The sequence below is a fragment of the Cryobacterium sp. Hh38 genome (genome assembly GCF_004403235.1).
In the GTDB taxonomy this organism is placed as follows: domain Bacteria; phylum Actinomycetota; class Actinomycetes; order Actinomycetales; family Microbacteriaceae; genus Cryobacterium; species Cryobacterium levicorallinum.
Genome location: NZ_SOHD01000046.1, coordinates 67,880 through 88,742 on the forward strand (window position 1 = coordinate 67,880; position 20,863 = coordinate 88,742).

Annotated in this window: 17 protein-coding genes; 5 read left to right on the forward strand and 12 right to left on the reverse strand. The window is 66.1% G+C overall.

What is annotated here, in order from left to right; genetic code table 11:
• Positions 1-51 precede the first annotated feature (51 nt).
• Complete coding sequence (locus tag E3T41_RS16670) at positions 52-1,638, forward strand: molybdopterin-dependent oxidoreductase (protein WP_134479431.1); 1,587 nt, start codon at positions 52-54, stop codon at positions 1,636-1,638.
• An 11-nt stretch (positions 1,639-1,649) separates the two neighbouring features.
• On the opposite strand, the gene E3T41_RS16675 is transcribed toward E3T41_RS16670, so the two are convergent.
• The 7 genes from E3T41_RS16675 to E3T41_RS16705 all read right to left on the reverse strand — a co-directional run bounded on the left by E3T41_RS16675 (position 1,650) and on the right by E3T41_RS16705 (position 9,515).
• On the reverse strand, positions 1,650-1,967 hold the full coding sequence (locus tag E3T41_RS16675) for a DUF5655 domain-containing protein (RefSeq protein WP_092451573.1): 318 nt from the start codon (positions 1,965-1,967) through the stop codon (positions 1,650-1,652).
• 101 nt (positions 1,968-2,068) lie between these two features.
• Positions 2,069-3,025 carry a ferritin-like domain-containing protein gene (locus tag E3T41_RS16680; RefSeq protein WP_092451571.1) on the reverse strand — a complete coding sequence of 319 codons (957 nt, stop codon included), beginning with the start codon at positions 3,023-3,025 and terminating at the stop codon, positions 2,069-2,071.
• Positions 3,026-3,176: 151 nt separating this feature from the next.
• Positions 3,177-3,932 (reverse strand): twin-arginine translocase subunit TatC, encoded by a 756-nt coding sequence (gene tatC / locus E3T41_RS16685; protein ID WP_092451687.1) that lies wholly within the window; start codon positions 3,930-3,932, stop codon positions 3,177-3,179.
• Between the two features lie 41 nt (positions 3,933-3,973).
• Positions 3,974-4,207 carry a twin-arginine translocase TatA/TatE family subunit gene (tatA, locus tag E3T41_RS16690; protein ID WP_092451569.1) on the reverse strand — a complete coding sequence of 78 codons (234 nt, stop codon included), beginning with the start codon at positions 4,205-4,207 and terminating at the stop codon, positions 3,974-3,976.
• Between the two features lie 117 nt (positions 4,208-4,324).
• Positions 4,325-5,950, reverse strand: coding sequence for an FAD-dependent oxidoreductase (locus E3T41_RS16695; RefSeq protein ID WP_134479432.1), 1,626 nt, complete (start codon positions 5,948-5,950; stop codon positions 4,325-4,327).
• A complete protein-coding gene (locus tag E3T41_RS16700) occupies positions 5,943-8,102 on the reverse strand; it encodes a molybdopterin oxidoreductase family protein (RefSeq protein WP_134479433.1) in 2,160 nt (719 codons plus the stop codon). The genes E3T41_RS16695 and E3T41_RS16700 overlap by 8 nt, the downstream gene beginning before the upstream one ends.
• A gap of 6 nt (positions 8,103-8,108) precedes the next feature.
• The gene (locus tag E3T41_RS16705; RefSeq protein ID WP_092451563.1) at positions 8,109-9,515 is read right to left on the reverse strand and encodes an MFS transporter; all 1,407 of its coding nucleotides are present in this window, start codon (positions 9,513-9,515) and stop codon (positions 8,109-8,111) included.
• A 234-nt stretch (positions 9,516-9,749) separates the two neighbouring features.
• Here E3T41_RS16705 and E3T41_RS16710 point away from each other — a divergent pair, with 234 nt between their 5' ends.
• A complete protein-coding gene (locus E3T41_RS16710; RefSeq protein ID WP_092451562.1) occupies positions 9,750-10,547 on the forward strand; it encodes an RNase H family protein in 798 nt (265 codons plus the stop codon).
• An 18-nt stretch (positions 10,548-10,565) separates the two neighbouring features.
• Entirely contained in the window at positions 10,566-10,952 is a 387-nt protein-coding gene (locus tag E3T41_RS16715; protein ID WP_092451559.1) for a TraR/DksA C4-type zinc finger protein, read from the forward strand.
• A gap of 50 nt (positions 10,953-11,002) precedes the next feature.
• Here E3T41_RS16715 and E3T41_RS16720 read toward each other — a convergent pair whose 3' ends face one another.
• The 3 genes from E3T41_RS16720 to E3T41_RS16730 form a co-directional block, all read right to left on the reverse strand.
• Positions 11,003-12,262, reverse strand: coding sequence for an exonuclease domain-containing protein (locus E3T41_RS16720; protein ID WP_092451557.1), 1,260 nt, complete (start codon positions 12,260-12,262; stop codon positions 11,003-11,005).
• 289 nt (positions 12,263-12,551) lie between these two features.
• Complete coding sequence (locus E3T41_RS16725; protein ID WP_104131680.1) at positions 12,552-14,027, reverse strand: sugar porter family MFS transporter; 1,476 nt, start codon at positions 14,025-14,027, stop codon at positions 12,552-12,554.
• Between the two features lie 339 nt (positions 14,028-14,366).
• Positions 14,367-16,100 carry an HNH endonuclease signature motif containing protein gene (locus tag E3T41_RS16730; RefSeq protein ID WP_134479434.1) on the reverse strand — a complete coding sequence of 578 codons (1,734 nt, stop codon included), beginning with the start codon at positions 16,098-16,100 and terminating at the stop codon, positions 14,367-14,369.
• 587 nt (positions 16,101-16,687) lie between these two features.
• On the opposite strand from E3T41_RS16730, the gene E3T41_RS16735 reads away from it, so the two are divergent.
• Both E3T41_RS16735 and E3T41_RS16740 read left to right on the forward strand, forming a co-directional pair.
• Positions 16,688-17,689 carry an isopenicillin N synthase family oxygenase gene (locus E3T41_RS16735; protein ID WP_174775309.1) on the forward strand — a complete coding sequence of 334 codons (1,002 nt, stop codon included), beginning with the start codon at positions 16,688-16,690 and terminating at the stop codon, positions 17,687-17,689.
• Between the two features lie 186 nt (positions 17,690-17,875).
• Entirely contained in the window at positions 17,876-18,100 is a 225-nt protein-coding gene (locus tag E3T41_RS16740) for a hypothetical protein (RefSeq protein ID WP_134479436.1), read from the forward strand.
• Positions 18,101-18,135: 35 nt separating this feature from the next.
• On the opposite strand, the gene E3T41_RS16745 is transcribed toward E3T41_RS16740, so the two are convergent.
• Together E3T41_RS16745 and E3T41_RS16750 are read right to left on the reverse strand one after the other, a co-directional pair.
• Positions 18,136-19,254: a pyridoxal-phosphate dependent enzyme gene (locus E3T41_RS16745; protein ID WP_134479437.1), complete on the reverse strand. Its 1,119-nt coding sequence runs from the start codon at positions 19,252-19,254 to the stop codon at positions 18,136-18,138.
• A gap of 423 nt (positions 19,255-19,677) precedes the next feature.
• Positions 19,678-20,862, reverse strand: a complete 1,185-nt coding sequence (locus tag E3T41_RS16750; RefSeq protein WP_134479438.1) for an acyl-CoA dehydrogenase family protein — start codon at positions 20,860-20,862, stop codon at positions 19,678-19,680.
• Position 20,863: the final 1 nt, after the last annotated feature.

The following is a 20,863-nucleotide window of genomic DNA, read 5'->3' on the forward strand; positions in this document are numbered from 1 at the left end:
CCTGCGCCCCCGCTGGGTGGTAATCACAGCAGCCCGTTCTAGGCTGGCGACATGGTCTACGTCACCCCGGACACCGCTGCTGTTGCCACGCCAAGTCGTGCCCGGTCACTCTGGCGCCCGGCGGCTGCCGGGCTCGCCGCGGCGCTGGCTGGCCTCGGGCTGGCCGAGCTGACTGCCGCGTGGATCGCCCCCGGCGCGAGCCCGGTACTCACGGTCGGCGCGCTCGTCATCGACATCGTTCCTGCCGGCGTCAAAGACCTGGTGATCGGCCTGTTCGGCACGGCCGACAAGATCGTGCTGATCGTCACCATCGTGCTCGTGCTGCTGGTACTCGCCGCCCTCGCCGGAATCCTGGAGAGCCGGCGCCCGCCGTTCGGCCGACTGCTCGTCGTACTCATCGGGGGGATCGCCCTGTTCGCGGCGCTGTCCCGCTCGAGCGCCTCTACCCTCGACGTGGTGCCCGCCGTCGCCGCCATGGGGGTCGCGGCGATCGCGCTGACCCTTCTCACGACCCGGTTGCCGCGGTCCGCGCCGGAACCGGCCGGCGCACCCCGCGACCTGAACCGCCCTGACCGTCGTCGGTTTCTCGTCTACACCGGCGTGACCGCCGGCATCGGGCTGCTCGCCCTGGCCGGCGGCCAGATCAGCGCCGCAGCGACCCGGGCAGCGGATGCCGCGCGCGCGCTGTTCACGCTGCCACCGGCATCCGTTCGACAAGCCGCCATACCGGCCGGGGCGAGCCTCGACGTGGCGGGCATCACCCCGCTGATCACCCCGAACGCCGACTTTTACCGCATCGATACCGCCCTCAGCGTGCCGCGCATCGACCCGCGCGACTGGCGGCTGAAGATCACCGGAATGGTCGAGAACGATGTCGAGATCGACTTCGCCGAACTGCTCGCCCTGCCGCTCGAAGAGAGCACAACGACGCTCGCCTGCGTCTCCAACTATGTCGGCGGCGACCTGATCGGCAATGCCACTTGGCTCGGCTATCCGATTCGCGAGCTGCTGGCCCGGGCGAAACCGCAGACCGGGGCCGACATGGTGCTCTCCCGAAGCCAGGACGGTTTCACCGCCGGCACCCCGATCGAGGCGCTGACCGACGGGCGCAACGCCATTCTGGCGGTCGGCATGAACGGCGAACCGCTGCAGCTCGAACACGGCTACCCGGTGCGCATGGTGGTACCCGGCCTGTATGGCTACGTGTCAGCGACAAAGTGGGTGGTGGAACTCAAGCTCACGCGCTTCGCCGATGAGCAGGGTTACTGGACGCCGCGCGGTTGGTCCGCCCTCGGGCCGGTCAAAGTCTCCTCGCGCATCGACGTACCGCGCGCCGGAACGTCGGCGACGGCCGGGTCGGTCGTCATTGCCGGTGTCGCCTGGTCCCAGCACGTGGGCGTGAGCGCCGTCGCGGTGCAGATCGACGACGGCCCCTGGCAGGACGCTACGCTCGCCGACGCGATCTCAGTCGACACCTGGCGGCAGTGGGCGTACACCTGGACCAACGCCATCGCCGGCGACCACACCGTAAGGGTGCGGGCAACGGATGCCGCTGGCCTCGTTCAAACGTCGGCCACAGCCGACGTCGCCCCCGACGGCGCCACCGGACTGCACGAAATCTCGGTGTCTGTCTCGTAGTTCATTCGGAGTCAGTTGCCCTCATAGGCGGCGCGCAGCCAGCCGAGCAGCTCCGGGTCGACCTCGGCGAGACTCGTCACCGACAACGTGTGGGTGCATATCCCGCCGGCCAGCAGCAATCGGTCGGTGGGCGCGGCATCCGCCAGATTGACGCCCAACTGCAGGCGCTTGGCGCTCGCCGCTGCGATCAGGGCGAATGGCCTGTGGCGCCGCAGCGAGACGCGTGGGGGCTGCGCCAGAACGCGGGAATTCGGGTAGCGGGGTGAGGCCGGGCGAGCACGGTGCGCGGGAGACGCGCAGAAACGCGGGAGTTCGGGCGTGGCCAGCACTCCCGCGCCACCCGTCGCGCGGGGGCTGCGCCGGAGTTGCGCCTACCGCGCACTGGCGCAAGTCTCGCGCCGCGTGACGCTCCCCGTTCGAGGGCGACCGACTAGCCGTTGGCCCCGCTCGTGTTGATCACGCCGTTGACGCCGGCCGGGAAGAACCCGCCCGAACGCACCGGGGCCGCGTTGAGATACGTGATGTTGAGCACCTGGGCGGCGCTGCGGCTGAAAGCCAGACCGTTGGCATCGGTCGGCACGAGGTTCGCCTTCGACGCGTTGCCAATGCCCTGGTCGAGGTCGGACGAACCATCGACGGCGTCGCGCACATCGGAGATCGCCTGGGCGGTCGTGTAGACCGACGGCAGGGCAATACCGAGCGCGTAGAGCGTGCTGCGAATGACACCGGCGTGATATGCCTCCACCGCGAGCAGGCCAGCCGCCGCCTCCAGGAACGTCTTGTTCGAGATCAGGGGCGCTGCGCCCTTGTAGGCGGTCACTCCGACGTCTTCGAAAATGAAGGCACCGAACAGAAAGTTCGCCTCGTTGGCGTAGACGTCGAACTTTTGCCCCGGCTTGACCAGCCCGGCCGCCTGGGCGGCAGCCGTGAAGCTCGCATCGAGGTTGATCTTGGGGCGGGACACGGCGACGCTGCCGAGCGCTGACCGCAGGAAGGCCACGTGCGCCTTCTCGTCGGCGGCGATCTCGTCGGCGTACTTCTTGATAATGGCCGTCTTGAAGTGCACCATGCGACCGCCGGTCACCCCGCCGCGGGTTCCGGTTCCTGTGGTCAGGCCGTCGGGCAGCCCGCTGCCGGTCGTGGCGCGCAGGTAGAACTCAGCCTCGAGGTATTCAAGGTTGAGTGCGAAGTTCAAAATGGAGGCGTCGCTGGGCGCGGCTGCTGGTGCCACGGCAGCTTCCGCCGCGAGCGCCGGACCGCCGGTGGCGAGTACCGCCGCTCCCACGCCGAAGCCGGCCACACCGGCAGCCCGCAGAAAGTTGCGGCGGTCCGTGGAATTCTCTGCACTGCGGTTGATGGCATTCGTAATGAAACCCTGATCGAACATCCTTGTTCTCCTGACGTTGTATGAATGTGCCGAGCGTGTCTGAACAGACCTCGTCAACCTACCCGCGCAAAACAGATCGCCCCAACGGCTGGACACGGACGTAAGCAAACGATAAGGAGTACGTGCGCTTTAAGCGGATGCTGATCCACGATCAGAGCAGCAGCCCGTCCGCTCCGACGGGAGCCAGGCGCCGGGCGGCCCGGCGGTCGTGCAGCACGGCGATGCCGTAGGCGGCAAAGTAGAGCGCGACCATGGGCACCGCGAGCAGGAACATCGATACGACGTCGGCGGCCGGCGTCGCGATGGCGGTGAACAGAATGATCACGAGGATGGCCACCCGCCAGGATTTGATGACCGAACGGGCGCTGATCACCCCGGCGAAGTTCAGCAGCACGATGAACACCGGCAGCACGAACGCGATACCGATGGCGATCATGAGTTTGAGCACGAAATCGAAATAGTTCTGGGCGTTGATGAGCGCTGCGTCCTGCTGCGGCGCGAAACTCGTCATGAGCTCGACGACGTGCGGCAGCACGTACCAGCCAGCCGCGCAGCCGATCAGAAATAGCGGAACGGCCGAGAAGAAGAATCCGAAGGTGTATTGCTTCTCGCGGCGGGTCAGCCCGGGGACCAGAAAGGCGAATATCTGGTAGAGCCAGACGGGGCTCGAGACGATCAACCCGACGTAGAACGAGATGCGCAGCTTCAGGTCGAACGCACTCGTGATGTCGGGGTAGTTGATCTGCGCGTTGCGGTTCTGCGCCCGAACGATGGCATAGATCGGCTCGCGCAGCCCGTCCCAGACGAATCCAGACAGCAGCCAGCCCGCAATCGCACCGACCAGGATCCCGGCAGCGGCGAGAAAGAGGCGCTTGCGCAATTCCAGCAGATGCTGCCCGAGCGACATTTTGCTCTTGTCGGGAGTGCTGCGCACCCCCTGAACCACCATCAGGCTTTCGGGTGTGGTGCGCCGCGCGAGTCTGTACTGGGGCTGCTGTGGGCGCTCGTGCTGCCGTCGGCTGGCCGAGTTTCACTGTTGCGGTCCGGCGTGATCTCGCTCTTGAAGATCTTCATCGACTGGCCGAGGCTGCGGGCGAGCCCCGGCAGCTTCGGAGCGCCGAACAACAACAGGATCACAACGAGAATGATCAGAAAATGCCATCCGGTCAGGTTGGCCAGCATATGAATTCTCCTTCGAATCAAGTCGGTCGTGCAGCAGTGTATCCGCCGCAGCACCGACAAATCCGGGAAAAGCTCAGCATTTCCTGCGGCCGTAAGGTTTCTGCTATCCGGTTATCGTCAGCTGGCTGACTCGGCCGTCGCCGCGGCGAAGCGCTCGAGAACATCCCCGATCCGCGCTTTGCAGCCGCCACATCCGGTGCCGGCGCGAGTGGCCGCACCGATGCAGGCGATGGTGGTGTTGCCGGCTTCGGCAGAGTCGGCAATGGCGCCGACGGTGACGCCGTTGCACCAGCACACGGTCGCGTCCCGCGCGAACGCGCTGCCAGCCTCGGGCTCGTAGTCCGGTCCGTCGTAGCGCAGCAGGACAGAGCGGTCCGCCGGCAGCTCACTGCCGCGCTCGAACAGCAGGGTCAGCTCGGCGGCCGTGCGCGGCATCCCGACGCAGACGAAGCCGTCGAGAATGCCGTCGCGGGTGACCATTTTCACATAGCGTCCGTGCTCAGGGTCGGCCCACTGCGACACGTGCAGCGGAGCGGATGCACACCCCGCAGCGTGGTCGTCGACTGAAAGGTCCCCGGGGTCAGCGGAGGTGTTGCCGACCGAGACGACGTCGATTCCCTCGGCTTTGAGCATGACGACGGCCGAAGCGGATGCCGCGAGCGCCGCCGTGTCGGGCCGGCCCAGCACCGAGGCGGTGAATCGTGCGGCGAGCCAGTCGGCCTGGCGCCAGCCCGGACCGATCAGGCCGCTCGGCCCGCCGGCCGGCGGCGCCGTCGAATCGCCGGCGCGGGGCGCGGCTGCCACGTGGGCACAGTCGCCGATCGCGTAGATGCGCGCGTCGGTCCAGCTCTGCAGGTTCTCATCGACCAGGACCCCGGTCGAGACCGGCAAACCGGCCAGCTGGGCCAGTTCGGTGCGGGCGCCGACCCCGCAGGAGAGCAGCAGCAGGTCGCCATGAATCTGTTTGCCGTCGGCGCAGATCAGGGCGTCGAAGCGGTCGACGCCGTCGTCGTCCTGGTGAAACAGCAGGCTTTCGGCGCGGGAGTGGTTGACCATGGTGACGCCGGCCCGCCGGGCGCTCCGGGCGAGCACGCTGCCGCCGCCCCGGTCGAGGTTGCGCGCCATCGGAATCTCTCCGTGGTAGACGACACAGGCCTCTCCCCCGGCGGCGGCAGCGGCGAGCGCGATCTCCATGCCGAGCACTCCGGCGCCGAGCACGACGATGCGTTTGCCGGCCGTCACTGCTGCGAGTACCCGCTCCGCGTCGTCCAGGTCACGCAACACGGTAACCCCGCGCGGGAGCGGGGCGCCGCTTGTGTCGAGGGTGGCGGCATCCGTTGGAGGTATCTGGCGGTCTCGGCGCACCCGGGTGACGCCGTCGAGCGTGGGGATATTGGCGCGGGCGCCGGTCGCGAGCACGAGCCGATCGTAGGGCAGCAGGGTGCCATCGCTGAGGGACACCACCCGGCGGCTGCGCAAAATGGCCGTGACACCCACACCGCGGCGCAGGTGCACGCCGGCCTCCCGGGCGGCGAGCGTGTCGGTGATATCCAGGCTCTCCCGGTCGGCGTTTCCGACGGCATATTCGGCGATCAGCACCCGATTGTAGGCGTCGGCGCTCTCGGCCCCGACCACGGTCAGGGTGGCCGCGCCCTGGCGCACGAGCGGCAGCAGCTCTTCAACGAAACGGGCACCGACCGGGCCGTAGCCGACCAGCACGATGCGCTCGGGTTGCTCAGACATGGGCGCCTGCTTCCACGAGTGCTTTCACTCGAACGGTCGTCTTCTTGAATTCGGGCATGCCGCTGATGGGATCGGTCTCGTCATCGGTCAGCAGGTTGGCGCGCTGGTCGCCGGCAAAGTGAAACGGTAGAAACACCGTGTCGAAGCGGACGTCGGTGCTCACCTGGGTGCGGCAGCGCACCGTTCCGCGGTCGTTGCTGACTTCGACCCAGGCCTCGTCCTCGATCCCGAGCTGCTCGGCGGTGGCCGGGTGCAGCTGCAGGCGGGCCTCCGGCTGGGCATCGGCCAGTTCTTTCACCCGCCGGGTCTGGGTTCCGCTCTGATAGTGCTCGAGCAGGCGACCGGTGATCAGAGTCAGGGTGCCGCCGACCTGGGCCGGCGCGCCGAGGCGCCGCGCCGTGACGGCGACGAAGTGCGCGCGGCCGTCGGGGTGGGCGAAGCGATCCAGAAAGAGCCGCGGCGTTCCGGTGGACCCGACCGGGTAAGGCCAGAAGGCCGGTTCCTCGGAGTCGAGCAGGGCATAGCTCAGGCCGGAGTAGTCGGCCAGCCCGCCCGCGGAGGCCTGGCAGAGTTCGTCGAACACGGCAGCCGCCTCGGCACTGAAGGTTCCCGGGGAATTCAGCCGTCTGGCGAGTTCCTGCCAGATCCACAGTTCGCTGCGCACTCCCCCCGGAGCCTCGACGGCCTGGCGACGACGAATGACGCGGCCCTCGAGCGACGTCATGGTCCCCTCTTCCTCGGCCCACTGGGTCACCGGCAGTACCACGTCCGCCAGCACCGCGGTTTCGGAGAAGAAAAAGTCGGCCACGACCAGAAAATCGAGCGTTTTAAGAGCGGCCCGCACCCGGTCGGCGTTCGGCGCGGAGACGACGACGTTGGAGCCGTGTACCAGCAGACAGCGGATGCCGCCCGGCTCGCCGAGTGCGCTCAGCAGCTCGACCGCGGGCAGGCCCACACCGGGCAAGCTGTCGGGGTCGACGCCCCAGACCCCGGCGACGTGGGCCCGGGCGGCAGGGTCGGTGATCTTGCGGTAGCCCGGTAGCTGGTCGCACTTCTGCCCGTGCTCGCGACCGCCCTGCCCGTTGCCCTGGCCGGTGAGGGTGCCGTAACCGGAATGGCTCGTGCCGACGAGGCCGAGCACGAGGCTGAGGTTGATGGCCGCGGTCGCTGTGTCGGTGCCGTCGGCGTGCTGCTCAACGCCGCGCCCGGTGAGAATGTAGGTGCCACTGCCGGTCGCGGCTCCCCGGGCAGCGCCGGCGGCGAGGCGGCGGGCGAGTTCGCGCAGCTGCCAGACCGGAACGCCGGTCTGTTCCTGCACGCGGGTCGGCCACCACTGGCTCACGCTGCGGCGCACGGCGTCGAACCCGGTGGTGCGGGCTTCGAGGTAGTCCTGGTCGACGAGTTTCTCGGCGATGACGATGTGGGTCAGCCCGAGCAGCAGCACGAGGTCGCTGCCCGGGGTCGGCTGCACGTGCATGCCGGCGCCGTCCGCGGTGAGCCGGGCGGTCGCGGTACGCCGTGGGTCGACGACCACGAGGCCACCGGCGGCGCGGGCTCCGTCGAGGTGGCCAATGAACGGAGGCATGGTCTGTGCCACGTTGGAGCCGAGAATGAGGATGGTGTCGGCCGCATCGAGCTCGTCCACCCGAAACGGCAGCCCTCGGTCGAGGCCGAAGGCACGGTTGCCGGCCGCGGCGGCGCTCGACATGCAGAACCTGCCGTTGTAGTCAATGCGGCTGGAGCGAAGCGCCACCCGGGTGAATTTGCCGAGCTGGTAGGCCTTCTCGTTGGTCAGGCCGCCGCCGCCGAACACGCCGACCGCGTCGGCCCCGAACTCCGCACGGGTCTCGCGCAGCTTCGCGGCGACGAGGTCGAGCGCGTCGCTCCAGGCGGCCGGCTCGAAGGTTCCGTCGGCCTGACGCAGCAGGGGTTCGAGAATCCGGTCCGGCGAGACGAGCAGTTCGGCCGAGGTCCAGCCTTTCTTGCACAGGCCGCCACGGTTGGTCGGAAAGTCCCGGCCCGCGACCGTTACCGCGGCGGCCAGCGAAGCGGAGCCGTCAGCATCCGCTTCTCTCGCTGTCGCAGCAGCGGAACTCAGTGTCATCGCGCACTGCAAAGCGCAGTACGGGCAGTGGGTGGCGGTCGCGGTCATAGGGTCCTAGATCTTCTGGCCGGCGACGGAGGAACCGCGGCGGAGATAGACGAAGGCGGTGACGCACATCATCACAACATAGGCGATGGCGAAGGCGTAGATCGCGCTGGAATAGTCCCCAGTGGTGGTCTTGGAATAGCCGAGCACCTGCGGAATGATGAACCCGCCGTAGGCGCCGACCGCGGAGATGAGGCCGAGGGCCGCGGCCGTTTTACGCTGGGTGTTGACGTCGCCCGAGTTCTGGTGGGCGTCTTTCACACCGCTGCGGGCCGAGAACACGCTCGGAATCATGCGGTAGGTCGAGCCGTTGCCGATTCCGGTGGCGACGAAGATGAGCAGGAAACTGCCGAGGAAGGCCCAAAAGTTACCGAGCGGCAGCACCGCGACGACCACGAGAGCTCCGACGGCCATCACGCCGAAGGCGGCGACGGTGACGGATGCCCCGCCAAAGCGGTCGGCCAGGCGTCCGCCGGCCGGGCGGGCCAGCGAACCGACGAGAGCGCCGATGAAAGCGAGCGACAGGGAGGCGGATGCGACCTGGAAGGTGGAGTATGCCGGAAACTGGTCGGCGATGAGCTTGGGGAAGACGCTCGCGAAGCCGATGAATGAGCCGAAGGTGCCGATGTAGAGCACGGCGAGAATCCAGAAGTGCGGTTCCTTGACCGCGGCGATCGAACCGGCGAAGTCGGCCTTGGCGTTGGTGAGGTTGTCCATGTACTTCCAGGCGCCCCACATGGCGACGAGGATGAGGGGAATCCAGAACCAGCCGGCGAAGCTGATGTTCAGGGTGCCGACGGCACCGAGGGTGATCACGATCGGCACGATGAGCTGGGCCACCCCGGCGCCGAGGTTGCCGCCTGCGGCATTTAGGCCGAGCGCGTAGCCCTTCTGGCTCTGCGGGTAGAAGTAGGTGATGTTCGACATCGAGCTGGCGAAATTGCCGCCACCGAAGCCGGCGAGCGCGGCGACAAACAGCATGACGCCGAACGGGGTGTCCGGATTGCCGACGCAGATTCCGAGGGCGATCGAGGGTATCAGCAGCAGGCCGGCCGAGATGATGGTCCAGTTGCGACCGCCGAACTTGGGCACCATGAACGTGTACGGAAAGCGCAGGGTCGCGCCGACGAGGCTCGGCATCGAGATGAGCCAGAACACCTCGGTGGTGGAGAAGGTGAAGCCGGCGGCCGGCAACGACACGACGACAATGCTCCACAGTTGCCAGACCACAAAGCCGAGGAACTCGGCAAAGATCGACCATTTGAGGTTGCGGGCGGCGATGAGCTTGCCGCCCTGTTCCCACTGCTTCTTGTTCTCCGGGTTCCAATTGTCGATCCACCGGCCCGGACGGTGCACGAGCACGGCGGTGTCTGTATCGATCACGTTCGGTGCTGATTCAACGGTGCTGGATGTCATCGAAGTCCCCTCGGGATGAAGCGGCAGGCAGCCCGAGCGGCTAGCCATGACTTCGACGTTAGCCAGCGCGTGTTTCCGGCAACCGTGGCACCGGTTACCTTTCGATCACGAGATGATCACACCAGCTCGGGGGACGTGATGGGGCGCTGTTACATGACGGACACAATACGGGCAACGGATGACGAGGGTGGCAGACTTAGTCAACCTGCGCTCCGCTGTTTGAAAGGCCACCTAATGACGATCACCGCTGCCGCCGACGGTTCTGCCCTCGGAAACCCCGGACCAGCCGGTTGGGCCTGGTACGTCGACGACTCCTCCTGGGCGGCTGGCGGCTGGAAGCACGCGACCAACAACCAGGGTGAGCTCAAGGCCGTGCTCGAACTGTTTCGGGCGACCGCACACATCGATGACGATCTGCTCGTGCTCTGCGACAGCCAGTACGTGATCAACTCCGTCACCAAGTGGATGAAGGGCTGGAAGGCGAAGGGCTGGCGCAAGGGCGACGGCAAACCGGTCATGAATCTGGATTTGCTCAAGGAGATCGACGAGGCCATCGCCGGGCGTCGCTACCGGTTCGAGTGGGTCAAGGGGCACGTCGGGCATCCGCTCAACGAGGCCGCCGACGAGCGTGCGCGCGGGGCGGCCGAGGCGTTTCAGCGCGGCCGTCCGGCACCGGCCGGGCCGGGTTTTCGCGCGGGCGGAGCGGCGGCCGAGCCTGGTGTTAGCGGAGGGCGCGCTGCGACGGCTGCGGCATCCGTCGGTCAGCGCTCGCCGACGTTGACCGCGGACCGGATGACGGAGCAGGCTTCGGCCTACGCACACGATGAGCTGTTCTCTTTCGACGATCTCGGTCACGACATCGGCGAGAATTTTCGCGACCTGACCGACCCACACGGCACGAGCGCGGTGCGCAGCGCGGGCGAGTTGCACCGGGTGACCCTGTCGCTCAGCGCCGAGGAGCACCAGCGCCTGGTGCAGCGGGCCGCTGCCCGCAACGTGACCGTCGAGGAGTACCTACGCGGTCTGATCTAGGGCGTGAGACCATGGAACATGATCGTTTCACCCTTTAATCCCACGCAATTGCACGTTTTCGAGACCGCACTCGGCGAACGCCGCCTCGAACTGACCGAGAAGTCCCAGCGTCTCGCCGACACCTTCGCCGGCGTGCAAAGCTCCCGTAGCGACGGCTCGGCCGATGGCGCCCACGACGCTGAGGCTTCCTCGCTGCGCACCGAATGGTCACGCATGTCGGGATTTCAGGGCGAGGCCGTCGAAGAGCTCGCGGCCATCGACCGGGCCCTGCAGCGCATCGTCGATGGCAGCTACGGCCGGTGCGTGCGCGGCGGCGAGATTATCCCCGAGGGCCGGCTGCAGATCAAGCCCGCCGCCGACCTCTGCATCGCCTGCGCCGAGACGGCCGCGCAGCGACGACGCTAGCTGCACCCACTTTCACGCTACGCGGGAGTTGTGCAGCAGCAGATGCCGCGTCAACGCACGCCGATCAGCGAGCGCAGCCCGAACTCGGAGACGATCGGGATGCCGTAGTCGCGGGCCTTGCCGGTCTTTCCGGTGAACGACTCCGGGTTGGCGGCGACCAACAGCCGGGTGCGCATCGTGACCGCCGTGCCCAGAGACAGTCCGCGGGCAACCAATTCTTTGCCCCAGTCGGCGCGGGCGCGGGCCATGTCACCGGTCAACACGACGATATCGCCGCGTTCCAGCAGTACTTCGTCGATGGAGGTAACCGGTTGACGCGGCGCCAAGGCGGGCGTAGCCAGCGCGGTCGCGACGACCTCGGGGGCAACATCGAGCATGCGGGCGACGGCGATCAGCTCGGCCGAATCGGCAATGCTCAGCGCGCCGCTCGACCACGCGACGCGCACGAGGTCTTCGAAGTAGCCGCGGTGCAGGGCGGTGCAGTCGGTCGGGCTGATCCCGCTGACTTCCGCCTGTATGCGCAACTCACGCGTGTCACGAGGCAGAAGCACGCGATCGAGCAGACACAGATCGAGCAGGGCGAGATAGTCGAGGTGCTCCTCCGGGCCGGTGTAGTCGGGCAGCTTCACGGTCACCCGGGCGAGAAAACTCGGCGTCGCCAGGACAACCGTGGGTGTCGGGTCGCGGTGCACCCAGGCCGGCGCAGTGCCGACCGGCGCAGTGCCCGTGGTTGCGCGCGGGAGGGCCGGCCAGACATTCAGCTCGGCCCGGTCGAGGGCGTCGGTCCACGGGGCAGCGCTCGGCGAACCGTGCAGATAGGCCGCCAGCAGGCTCGCACCGGCGACGGCCTGCACGAGTGCTCCAGGGCCGGGCTCGATCTCAATGTCGTAGGCCGCGCAGCAATCCACCAGCAGTCGTCCGGCACCCGGCAGGTAGCTGCGGGCCAGTTGCATGGTGCAGACAGCTTCGAGTCCGCGACCGGGGGCGTAGCCGATCTGGTCGAACTCGCTCATCAGAAAGCCGGTGACGAACTGGGCATTGTGGGTGACCAGCACACGTCCGCTGAGCAGATCGACCAGGCGCGGAGCGATCTGGGCAAACGTCGGTGCGCGCAGCAGCTCGGCCGTGCTGACGCCATGGTTCGTCGCGCCCCCCACGTTGCTTTCCGGGTTGACGACAGTCTCCCACCGCGCAGTAATGTGACCACCCTCGTCGAGGTGCACCACGGCGACCTCGACGACCCGGTCCCGTTGGTACGGGAACAGTCCAGTGGTTTTCAAACTTATAACGGCGTATCCACGTTCGGGCATGGTCTCACTCCACAATCTTGTGTTGTGAAGTTATCGACAAACCGCCGGCTGTGCGAATTCCCCTTCGGGGGCTTGACGCGTCGCCTGAACCACTGATTTATGCGCAGTGGGTCTCGTCGTGTGGCCAAAAACTGCTCACGCGTTGGGTCTAACCCAGTACGGCCGAGGCTGAACGCTGCAGGCGCGAGCGGACGCTGCTCACGCGTCCGGCAGGCCAGGCGTGCAAGCAGCTTTCGGGCACAATCACAAATTTGCAGCCACGACAGCGGTCTGGGCGACGGCGCCCGGGTTAGCGTGCCGGGGCGGCGGCGGCCGCCTTCTTCGCCGAGTTCTTCGGCGGCAGCAGGGTATCGGCCTCTTCGAGGGACATACCGTTCGTCTCGGGAACCTTGCGCAGCACGAACCAGAACGACAACCCGGCGAACAGGGCGTAGAGGCCGTAGGTGATCGGCAGTGAGGCATCCGCCATCGGGGGGAAGCTGACTGTGATAAGGAAGTTCGCGATCCACTGGGCCGCCGCGGCGAGCCCGAGTGCCTTGGCCCGAATCGAGTTCGGGAACATCTCCCCGAGCAACACCCAGACCACGGGACCCCAGGACGCGCCGAACGAGATCACGAACAGGTTGGCCGCAACGAGCGCGATCGGCGCCCACGCCCCCGGCAGGCTCAACTCGCCACCCACCGTCACCGACTGGCTGAACGCGATAGCCATGGTGGCGAGCGACACCGTCATGCCGATGGAACCGGTGAGCAGAATCGGTCGCCGTCCGATCCGGTCGACCAGGGCGATCGCGACCAGGGTGACCAGGATATTGGTCACCGAGGTGATCACCGAGATGGTCAGCGAGTTGGATTCTTCGAACCCGACGGCCTCCCAGAGGGTGGTCGAATAGTAGAAAATCACGTTGATGCCGACGAACTGCTGGAACACCGACAGTATGATTCCGACCCAGACGATCGGCTTCAGCCCGAAGGTACCCCCCCGCAACGAGCCCGATTTCTGGGATCGCGCGTCGACCTCGATCGACCGGCGCATGTCGCGAATCTCGCGATCGACGTCGCCGCTCGGCCAGAGCCGGGTGAAGACGGCGCGGGCATCCGCTTCTTTATCTTTCAGAATCAGAAAACGCGGGGATTCCGGCAGGATGAACGCGATTCCGCCGTAGACGATGGCCGGAACCGCGCCGGCCAGGAACATCCAGCGCCAGGCTTCGAGGCCGAACCAGAACTCGCTGCCGGCGCCGCCGGCGCTCTCGGCAAACAGGGCATCGGAGAGCAGCGCGGTGAAGATTCCGAGGGTGATCGCGAGCTGCTGCAGCGAGCCGAGGCGCCCACGCATCTGACGCGGCGAAATCTCGGCGATATAGGCCGGTGCGACAACGGATGCGAGACCAATACCGAGTCCGCCGACCACCCGCCAGATGATCAGGTCGACGACGCCGAAGGCGAAGCCGGAGCCGATCGAGCTGACCAGGAACACCACGCCGCCGACCACCATCATGGGGATGCGGCCGTAACGGTCGGCGAAGCGCCCGCCGAAGAACGCTCCGGCCGCGGCGCCGAGCAGCGCGCAGGCCACGGCGAACCCGGTCAAAGTGGCGTTCAGCCCGAATTCCTGCTGGACCGCGTTGACGGCCCCGTTGATGACCGAGGAGTCGAAGCCGAACAGAAACCCGCCGAGGGCACCGGCGATGGCCAGCGCGATGACCTTTCGGTTCGTGCTCGGAATGCCGCGGTCGGTCGTGGATGTCGTGCTGTCGGTCAAGTGCCGCCCCCTGAGTCAGGTGACCCGCGCTGTACGCGCGCGTCTGGTGCATCGATTGTGCAACCTGACGAGCCTACTTCGGGTGCCACTCGTTTCTGAAGTCCTGCCCTCAGCCTTCGCCGATGTCCGCGTTCCTCTGGTCGAGCTGGTCGAGACCGCGGTGCGCAGCAAACGATCCAGTTTTGACAGCGCGCCCATTTCCATTGGTCGCGCTTGTCGAGACCGCCATCGACCAGCGCAGACTGTTTGTGAAAACCGGCCATGGGGCCTGTCGAAGCGAGCGAGACTGTCACAGACCCATCCGACCCGGTAGCGGCGTCGCGCCCAGCGCGGTGGCGCTCACTTTTCCCAGTGGGGTTTCTCGGCTGGGGTGGCGGCGCGGTTTTGGCCGGCGGGGCGCCAGGTTTGGGTGGGGTCGAAGATGAGGGGTCCGCGCCCCCAGGGGCGTCCGTGTCGCATATCGATGTCCCATCCGGATGTTTCGATGCTGGCATGCGCGGCGTTGCAGATGAGAACGGCGTTGTCGATATTTGTCAGACCGCCCTTATTCCAGGGAATAACGTGGTGAGCCTGCGTGAGGTGGGGTGGCACGGTGCAGCCGGGGATGACACAGCCACCATCACGGGCCGCTAATGCTCGGCGTTGGCTGTTGGTGAAGAATCGGTTGGTGGTGCCGAGGTGCACAACCTGACCCTGGTGGCCGAACAACACGGGCTGATACCCGCCGGCGCAGACGAGCTCGTCGACTTGTTTGACACTGAGGGGACCGTCGATGCCATTGATCCAGCCGGCGCCGCGCCCGGCGAGGAGGTCGTCGACGTGGATGTGCACCAGCACCGTCGGTGCCGCGCCGCCCATCGTCGGGGTTCCCGGCTGTCGAGCGGCCGCCTCGAACACCGCGCGGAGGATGCCGGCCTGCTTCTCACCAATCGAGCGGACGTCGCCGGGTTCCTGCGGGCAAGGACTGAGCACCTGGCCGTCGCTTGCTCCCGTCTGTTCGTCGGCTTCGCCGTGCTCTGTCGGTGTGTGGTTCTCGGCCTGGTCGCCACCGTCAGCGTCGGCGGCAGCTGCGAGGCCGTCGCTGCCGCTGCCGCTGCTGCCGCTGCCATTGACGTTGGTGCCGTCCGTGCTGTCCTGGGCGGACGGTGCGCTCGCGTGGAACGCGACCGTGGCCCGCGGGGTAGCGCCGGGGACGGGGCTGGTGGCGGCCGAAGACAGGTAGGCGTCGAAGACGGTGCTGATGATGGCGCGGTCGAGGGTGCTCAGCCAGCCGTTCAGGCTGTAGCCCCCGTTCGCCAGCCCACCAAAGGAGAGCCAGCTGTGCCGTTCCACCGCAGCCTCACCAGGCGCGGACCCATCGGGCGCAAGGCGCGCCTGCCACGCAATGCCCTGCTGCCGCAGCAACTCCGGCGCGAACGCAATCCCCGCACCCGGAAGCCCCTCGGTCTCCGGGGTGATCGCACCGGACCCACTCGCCACGAGAGAGCGTTCGACCCGGTCGAGGTCATCAACCAGAACCGAGGGGCGTAGGCCGTCGAGGACCTTCACGATCACGCGGGCCTGCTCCACGCCAAGCAACCCGCCCTGCACAGCTTCCCCGACAACGGGATAGGTCGGCGTCAGGGGCCGACCCAGCAGCATCCGCTCACCCGCAGTCTTACCCAGGCTGGCACGCTGCCGCACCTCACTGCGCGACAACCGAGCCAGGGTCGAAACCAACACGAGACCGCTACGGCAGCCCAGCCGACGCGCCAGAGACACCGCGCCCGCCGCTTCCACCTCGGTCTGATCGGCGGTCATCGCCGCTGCCGTCTTCGCCACGGACTCATCAAAGTACTCGGAACGACGCAGCATATCCGTCGTCGACAGCACCCGGGCCCCATCAACAACCCGACCCACACTCTCCAGCGCAAGCAACATGCTCAAGGACTCGTCATCACCGAGCAGCCCGAACGACACCCCACCCAACGCCGCCAACAACGCCGCCAACAACGCCTCCCGCGCCTGCTCCACCGCCACAATAGTGGGGTTCACACTGACCTCGCTCGGGTTTTCCATGAACATGGGCGCCATTGCCTCCTCCCCATGATTCTACCCCAAACCGAACACAAAAGCGAGAGAAGCTCATAAATATTCTAGACAGCATTTACGCTGCTGAAGGTCGTGAACCTTGCTTCCATCTGCAGGAGAGTGATAATCGCTCGTAATACTCCGCCGAAGTCGGTTGGTGCCAACTTTTTGATGTCGAAACAATAAACGATTCTCAATCACGAATAGCCCCAGCGTCCGCGCCTGCTCCACCGCCCCGCGCACCAGCACCGCGCCAATTCCGCATCGCCGATGTGCGCCCGTCAAGTTATTGAGACAATCTGATTGATTTTTCTTCTACGCCGCTGCCGTTTGGCGGGCATCGCGGTGAGCGGCCAACGCGACCGCGGGTTGGAGCCCTCCGTTGTGTGAATGAGGGCGCCGCCGGTAGTACCAAGATTCGATATATTCCATCACCACAGTCCTCGCGGCGCTGAAAGCCCGGTCACGTCCCGCTGAGTGGTGCTAAACCCCGCACATCCAAGCGAATGTCAGCCGACACTTATAACCCTGCCCCAGGCTCGGAGGCGTCACGATTCGCGGCGTGGCCTGCTCGGTGCCAGACTTGGACCATGGTGTTCTCACTGCCGATCCTCGATTTCTCTCAACTCGACGCTGGCGAAGCCGAAGCTGCGGTATTCCGCGCCGAACTCCTGCGCGTCACCCACGAGGTCGGGTTCTTCTACCTGACCGGCCACGGCGTCGACCCGCAGCTGACGAAAGAGCTCCTCGCCGTCTCCCGCAAATTCTTTGATCTGCCGGCCGACCAGAAACTCAAGCTGGAAAACATCCACAGTCCCCAGTTTCGCGGTTATACCCGCGTTGGCGGGGAGCTCACCGCCAACGCCGTTGACTGGCGTGAGCAAATCGATATCGGAGTAGACCGCGAGCCCGTGCCCCTCGCCGTCGGAACTCCAGACTATTGGCGCCTCGAGGGCCCGAACCTCTGGCCGGAGTCCTTGCCCGAGCTGAAGACCGTCGCCCTGCGCTGGAATGAGGAGCTGAGCCGCATCGCGCTTCGCCTGCTGCGCGCCTGGGCACTCGCCCTCGGCAGCCCCGAGAGCGTCTTCGACGCCGCTTTCGCCGAGAACCCGTTCCTCTTGACCAAGATCGTGCGCTATCCCGGCCAGCCGGTACGTGCCCAGGGTGTGGGCGAGCACCGCGACGGTGGAGTTCTCACACTGCTGCTCGTCGAACCAGACAAAGACGGCCTGCAAGTCGAGCACGATGGCGAGTGGATCGACGCTCCCCCGCTCGACGGCGCCTTCGTCGTGAACATCGGCGAAATGCTCGAACTGGCAACGGATGGCTACCTCAAGGCGACCCTGCACCGCGTTTTCTCCCCTGAAGACGGGTCCGACCGCATCTCCGTGCCGTTCTTCTTCAACCCTGCACTCGACACCGTAATGCCGCGACTGCAGCTCGACGAGAGTCTTACTCGCGAGGCCCGCGGGCTCTCTGCCGACCCGACCAACAGCCCCATTCTCGAGACGACCTACGGTGACAACGCCCTGCGCTACCGCTTACGCGCCCACCCCAACGTGGCTGCGGCCCACCACGCCGATCTGATCTAACCCCAGATAACAGATGATGCCCGGACCGAGACAACCGTCATACGCGTTACCTAAACCGTCTGCTCGATGATGACCTCGTTCCGGGTCTGAATAGCATTAGAGCACTAAATCCCAAAGTGAACTGCTGCGGATATCTCGGTTAGTGGGCCCTCTTAAAATGTGGGTCTACTGAAAGTAGAGATCAGCATGACCGCAGCACGTAGGCGTTTCACCCAAGATTTCAAAGACGATCGGAAAGTCCCGCTGTTCTGGGCCGTGACCCTGCACAATACCAGCCACGGCCGTTTCGACGAGCGGATGGCTCGGACACTCGGCTCGGTCCACGGCTGGGTGCCGACCATCACCGTCGCCAGCTGCATCGTAGTCGCCGTCGTCGCGCAGCTTCGACTGGACGTGCTGAGCCACCTGTGACGGGCATCCGGCTGGCCTGACGCGGATCCCTCGGCTCAGATCGGATTTGCCGAGCGGCTTTCTGTACTCAGCAGCACGACCACGGCATCGGAAGTCAGCGACGCTGCGGTGCGTCTGCCCGGATCGCCTGCGATTGCGCGCATCGCCGCCAGGGACGACGCGCCGCACGGGCCGGCGTCCACCCCGAGCTGCTCGAGGTCATGCACAGCGCGCCGCGTGTCGTCCTCCGAGACGGTGACTGCAGCATCCAGGCCGTCGATCAAATATGGCCAGGAGTTGCTCGACGGCGTGCCGCAGTTGAGGCCGGCCATGATCGTGTATGAGGTCGGCACTGACGTGAGCTTACCGGCTTGCAGCGAGACAATGACGGATGGTGCATTCTCGGGTTCGACGCTCAGCACTGTCGGAGCCGCGGCGACTCCATCCGGTCGCGAGCGATAGTGGCGGATGGCCGCCTCAGCCAGGGACCCGACACCGACGGGAACCGTCACCAGGTCGGCGAGAAGCCCCAATTCCCCCAGCTGCGCGTCAGCCTCACTGAAGATGGTCGAGTAGCCGTCGACGATAAGCTGCGGTACCTGCTCATAGCCGGGCCAGGCGGTGTCTTGGATGTGGAGTGCACTCTCCCCCGCCGACTCGACATAGGCGCGGGCGGCAGCCACCACGCCGTCGTACGGTGCGTCCACCCCAAATACCCCCGCACCCTCCGATTCGATCGCCGCCCAGGGGAGCTTCGACAGGTAGTTCGAGACGAAGATGCGCGCGGGCAGGCCGAGCAGCCGCGCCATATGGGCGACCGCGCGCCCGTGGTTGCCGTCGGTCGCGGCGACCAGGGTGAACGGTGCCTGCGCGGTCAGCCGGTCGCGCAACTCCTCCAGCGGAAGCGCCGCATCCGGCGACCCTACCCGAGCCGACAGCACGCGCGACACCGCGTACGACGCGCCCATCATCTTGAACGCCGGCAGGCCGAATCGGAACGATTCGTCTTTCACGAACGCACGGCCGACCCTCAACTCGTCGGCCAGGGCGGAAACCTCCGTGAGCGAGCTCGGCCGGTAGTCGGGCAGGCTGCGGTGGAATTGCAGGATCGAGTCGTCCACAGCATCCGTTCGCCACCGCCTGGCGGCCGGGTTGGAGTAGAAATTGTCAGTCATGCTACCTCTACTTTTCCTAAAGAGTTCGTTCCGCAATAGTCGATGATGACGCCGTGGAGCACGCAGGTGACGGTCTCCAGAGACTTGCGCTCGTATGGTGAATGAGACAGAGATAAGAAGAATCTGTTTCATGACAAATCGTCTAAAATTCACCCCTTCCAGTTCCAGTCCGAGTTGAGCCGACTTCTACGTTTGCTGTTGGTGTCCCGGAGGTCGGCAATGAAGTTCACGTTCTCCCGTGGGTTGGCTGCAGAAGAGTCGCGGCCATCGTGATGATCGTGATTTTCCCGGCCCTGTTCGTGCCGAGAATGCCACGATCTCGTCCGGTTTGATCTGCCGGGGAGATTGCACCCAGCCTCAATCGAGTTGGCAGGACAATGGAATGACCAGCGAACAGGGATCAGCTTTGGCGGACGAAGCCCGTCACGCAACGGTGGGCTCGTCGAGTAATGCGGCCGCGTACATCGGTCGGGCGGCGTCGGCACTCGGCGGATGGAACAGCCCGGCCGTAGCATCCCGGAACAGGCGGTTAAGCTCGTCGCTGTTGTTGTATCCGCTCCCACTTGCGCACATCAGCGCGGTCTCGGTCGCGTGCCGGGCCACGTTGGATGCGTTGATGCGCGCGCTGACCAGACGCAGCGGCCAGCCTGCGCCGTGGTCGATGAGGTCGTCGAAGTCGCGAGTGTAGGCATCCAACTGCGCGGGCACGGCCATGTACGCCATGAGGGCGTCGGCCAGGCGTGCCCGGAACTCCGGAACCTGGGCGTAGGTAGTGCCGTTCTTGGCCGACTTCCGGCTTTTCAGCCCCGCGGCGCCCAGATCCAGCGCACGGCGCGCGACACCCGTGTACACAGCCCCGATCAGCAGTTGAAAGTTGCTCGTGATCGCGAACGTCAACAGATCGGGGTATCGCCCCGTCGGAATTCTGCGAGCGACCTTCTCCGGCCGCATCCGCACGTTCTTCAGGATCGTCGCACGGCTCTGCGACGCGCGCATACCGAGCACGTTCCACTGGTCCGACACGCTGATGCCCTCCGCGCTCCGCTCGATGAACCCGTACACGAGCCTCGGGTTGTCGGCATCGGTGCTGTCCAGCCCGTGGGTGATCAGGCGCGTCCATACCGGCGACAGTGAGGTGAAAACCTTCACCCCGGTCAGCAGATAACCGCCGTCCTCCTGCGGCTGAGCAACGGTGTTCGACCCCTGCAGCACCCAGTCGTTGGCTGGCTCGCTCACCCCGAACGCGAAGATCTCACCGGCCATCGCCTCGTCGAACACGTACGTCAGCGACCGGTCGCCGCGCTCGAACATCGCACGTACAACCCCGACGCACATCAGGTGCATGTTTACGGCGAGGGCCGTCGCGGGCGCTGCCGTGGCCAAACGCTGCTGCAGCCGAGATACTTCGTTGAGGCTCAGACCTGCGCCGCCGAACTCCTCCGGCACAAACAGGGTGAGATAGCCTTGCGCTGTGAGCTCGCCGAGGTCCTCATCGAAGAAGCGGTTTTCCCGATCGTAGATCTCGGCCCGCGCGCGGAAACGGCCCAACAGGTCGTCGGGCAGGTACGTCGAGGCCAGCTCTGCGTGTCGGGTTTCCCGATCTGACATG

Coding starts and splice junctions, on each gene's coding strand:
- E3T41_RS16670 (WP_134479431.1), top strand. CDS start 52: ATGGTCTACGTCACCCCGGACACCGCTGCTGTTGCCACGCCAAGTCGT.
- E3T41_RS16680 (WP_092451571.1), bottom strand. CDS start 3,025: ATGTTCGATCAGGGTTTCATTACGAATGCCATCAACCGCAGTGCAGAG.
- tatC (WP_092451687.1), bottom strand. CDS start 3,932: ATGTCGCTCGGGCAGCATCTGCTGGAATTGCGCAAGCGCCTCTTTCTC.
- tatA (WP_092451569.1), bottom strand. CDS start 4,207: ATGCTGGCCAACCTGACCGGATGGCATTTTCTGATCATTCTCGTTGTG.
- E3T41_RS16695 (WP_134479432.1), bottom strand. CDS start 5,950: ATGTCTGAGCAACCCGAGCGCATCGTGCTGGTCGGCTACGGCCCGGTC.
- E3T41_RS16700 (WP_134479433.1), bottom strand. CDS start 8,102: ATGACCGCGACCGCCACCCACTGCCCGTACTGCGCTTTGCAGTGCGCG.
- E3T41_RS16705 (WP_092451563.1), bottom strand. CDS start 9,515: ATGACATCCAGCACCGTTGAATCAGCACCGAACGTGATCGATACAGAC.
- E3T41_RS16710 (WP_092451562.1), top strand. CDS start 9,750: ATGACGATCACCGCTGCCGCCGACGGTTCTGCCCTCGGAAACCCCGGA.
- E3T41_RS16715 (WP_092451559.1), top strand. CDS start 10,566: ATGATCGTTTCACCCTTTAATCCCACGCAATTGCACGTTTTCGAGACC.
- E3T41_RS16720 (WP_092451557.1), bottom strand. CDS start 12,262: ATGCCCGAACGTGGATACGCCGTTATAAGTTTGAAAACCACTGGACTG.
- E3T41_RS16730 (WP_134479434.1), bottom strand. CDS start 16,100: ATGGCGCCCATGTTCATGGAAAACCCGAGCGAGGTCAGTGTGAACCCC.
- E3T41_RS16735 (WP_174775309.1), top strand. CDS start 16,688: ATGGTGTTCTCACTGCCGATCCTCGATTTCTCTCAACTCGACGCTGGC.
- E3T41_RS16740 (WP_134479436.1), top strand. CDS start 17,876: ATGACCGCAGCACGTAGGCGTTTCACCCAAGATTTCAAAGACGATCGG.
- E3T41_RS16745 (WP_134479437.1), bottom strand. CDS start 19,254: ATGACTGACAATTTCTACTCCAACCCGGCCGCCAGGCGGTGGCGAACG.
- E3T41_RS16750 (WP_134479438.1), bottom strand. CDS start 20,862: ATGTCAGATCGGGAAACCCGACACGCAGAGCTGGCCTCGACGTACCTG.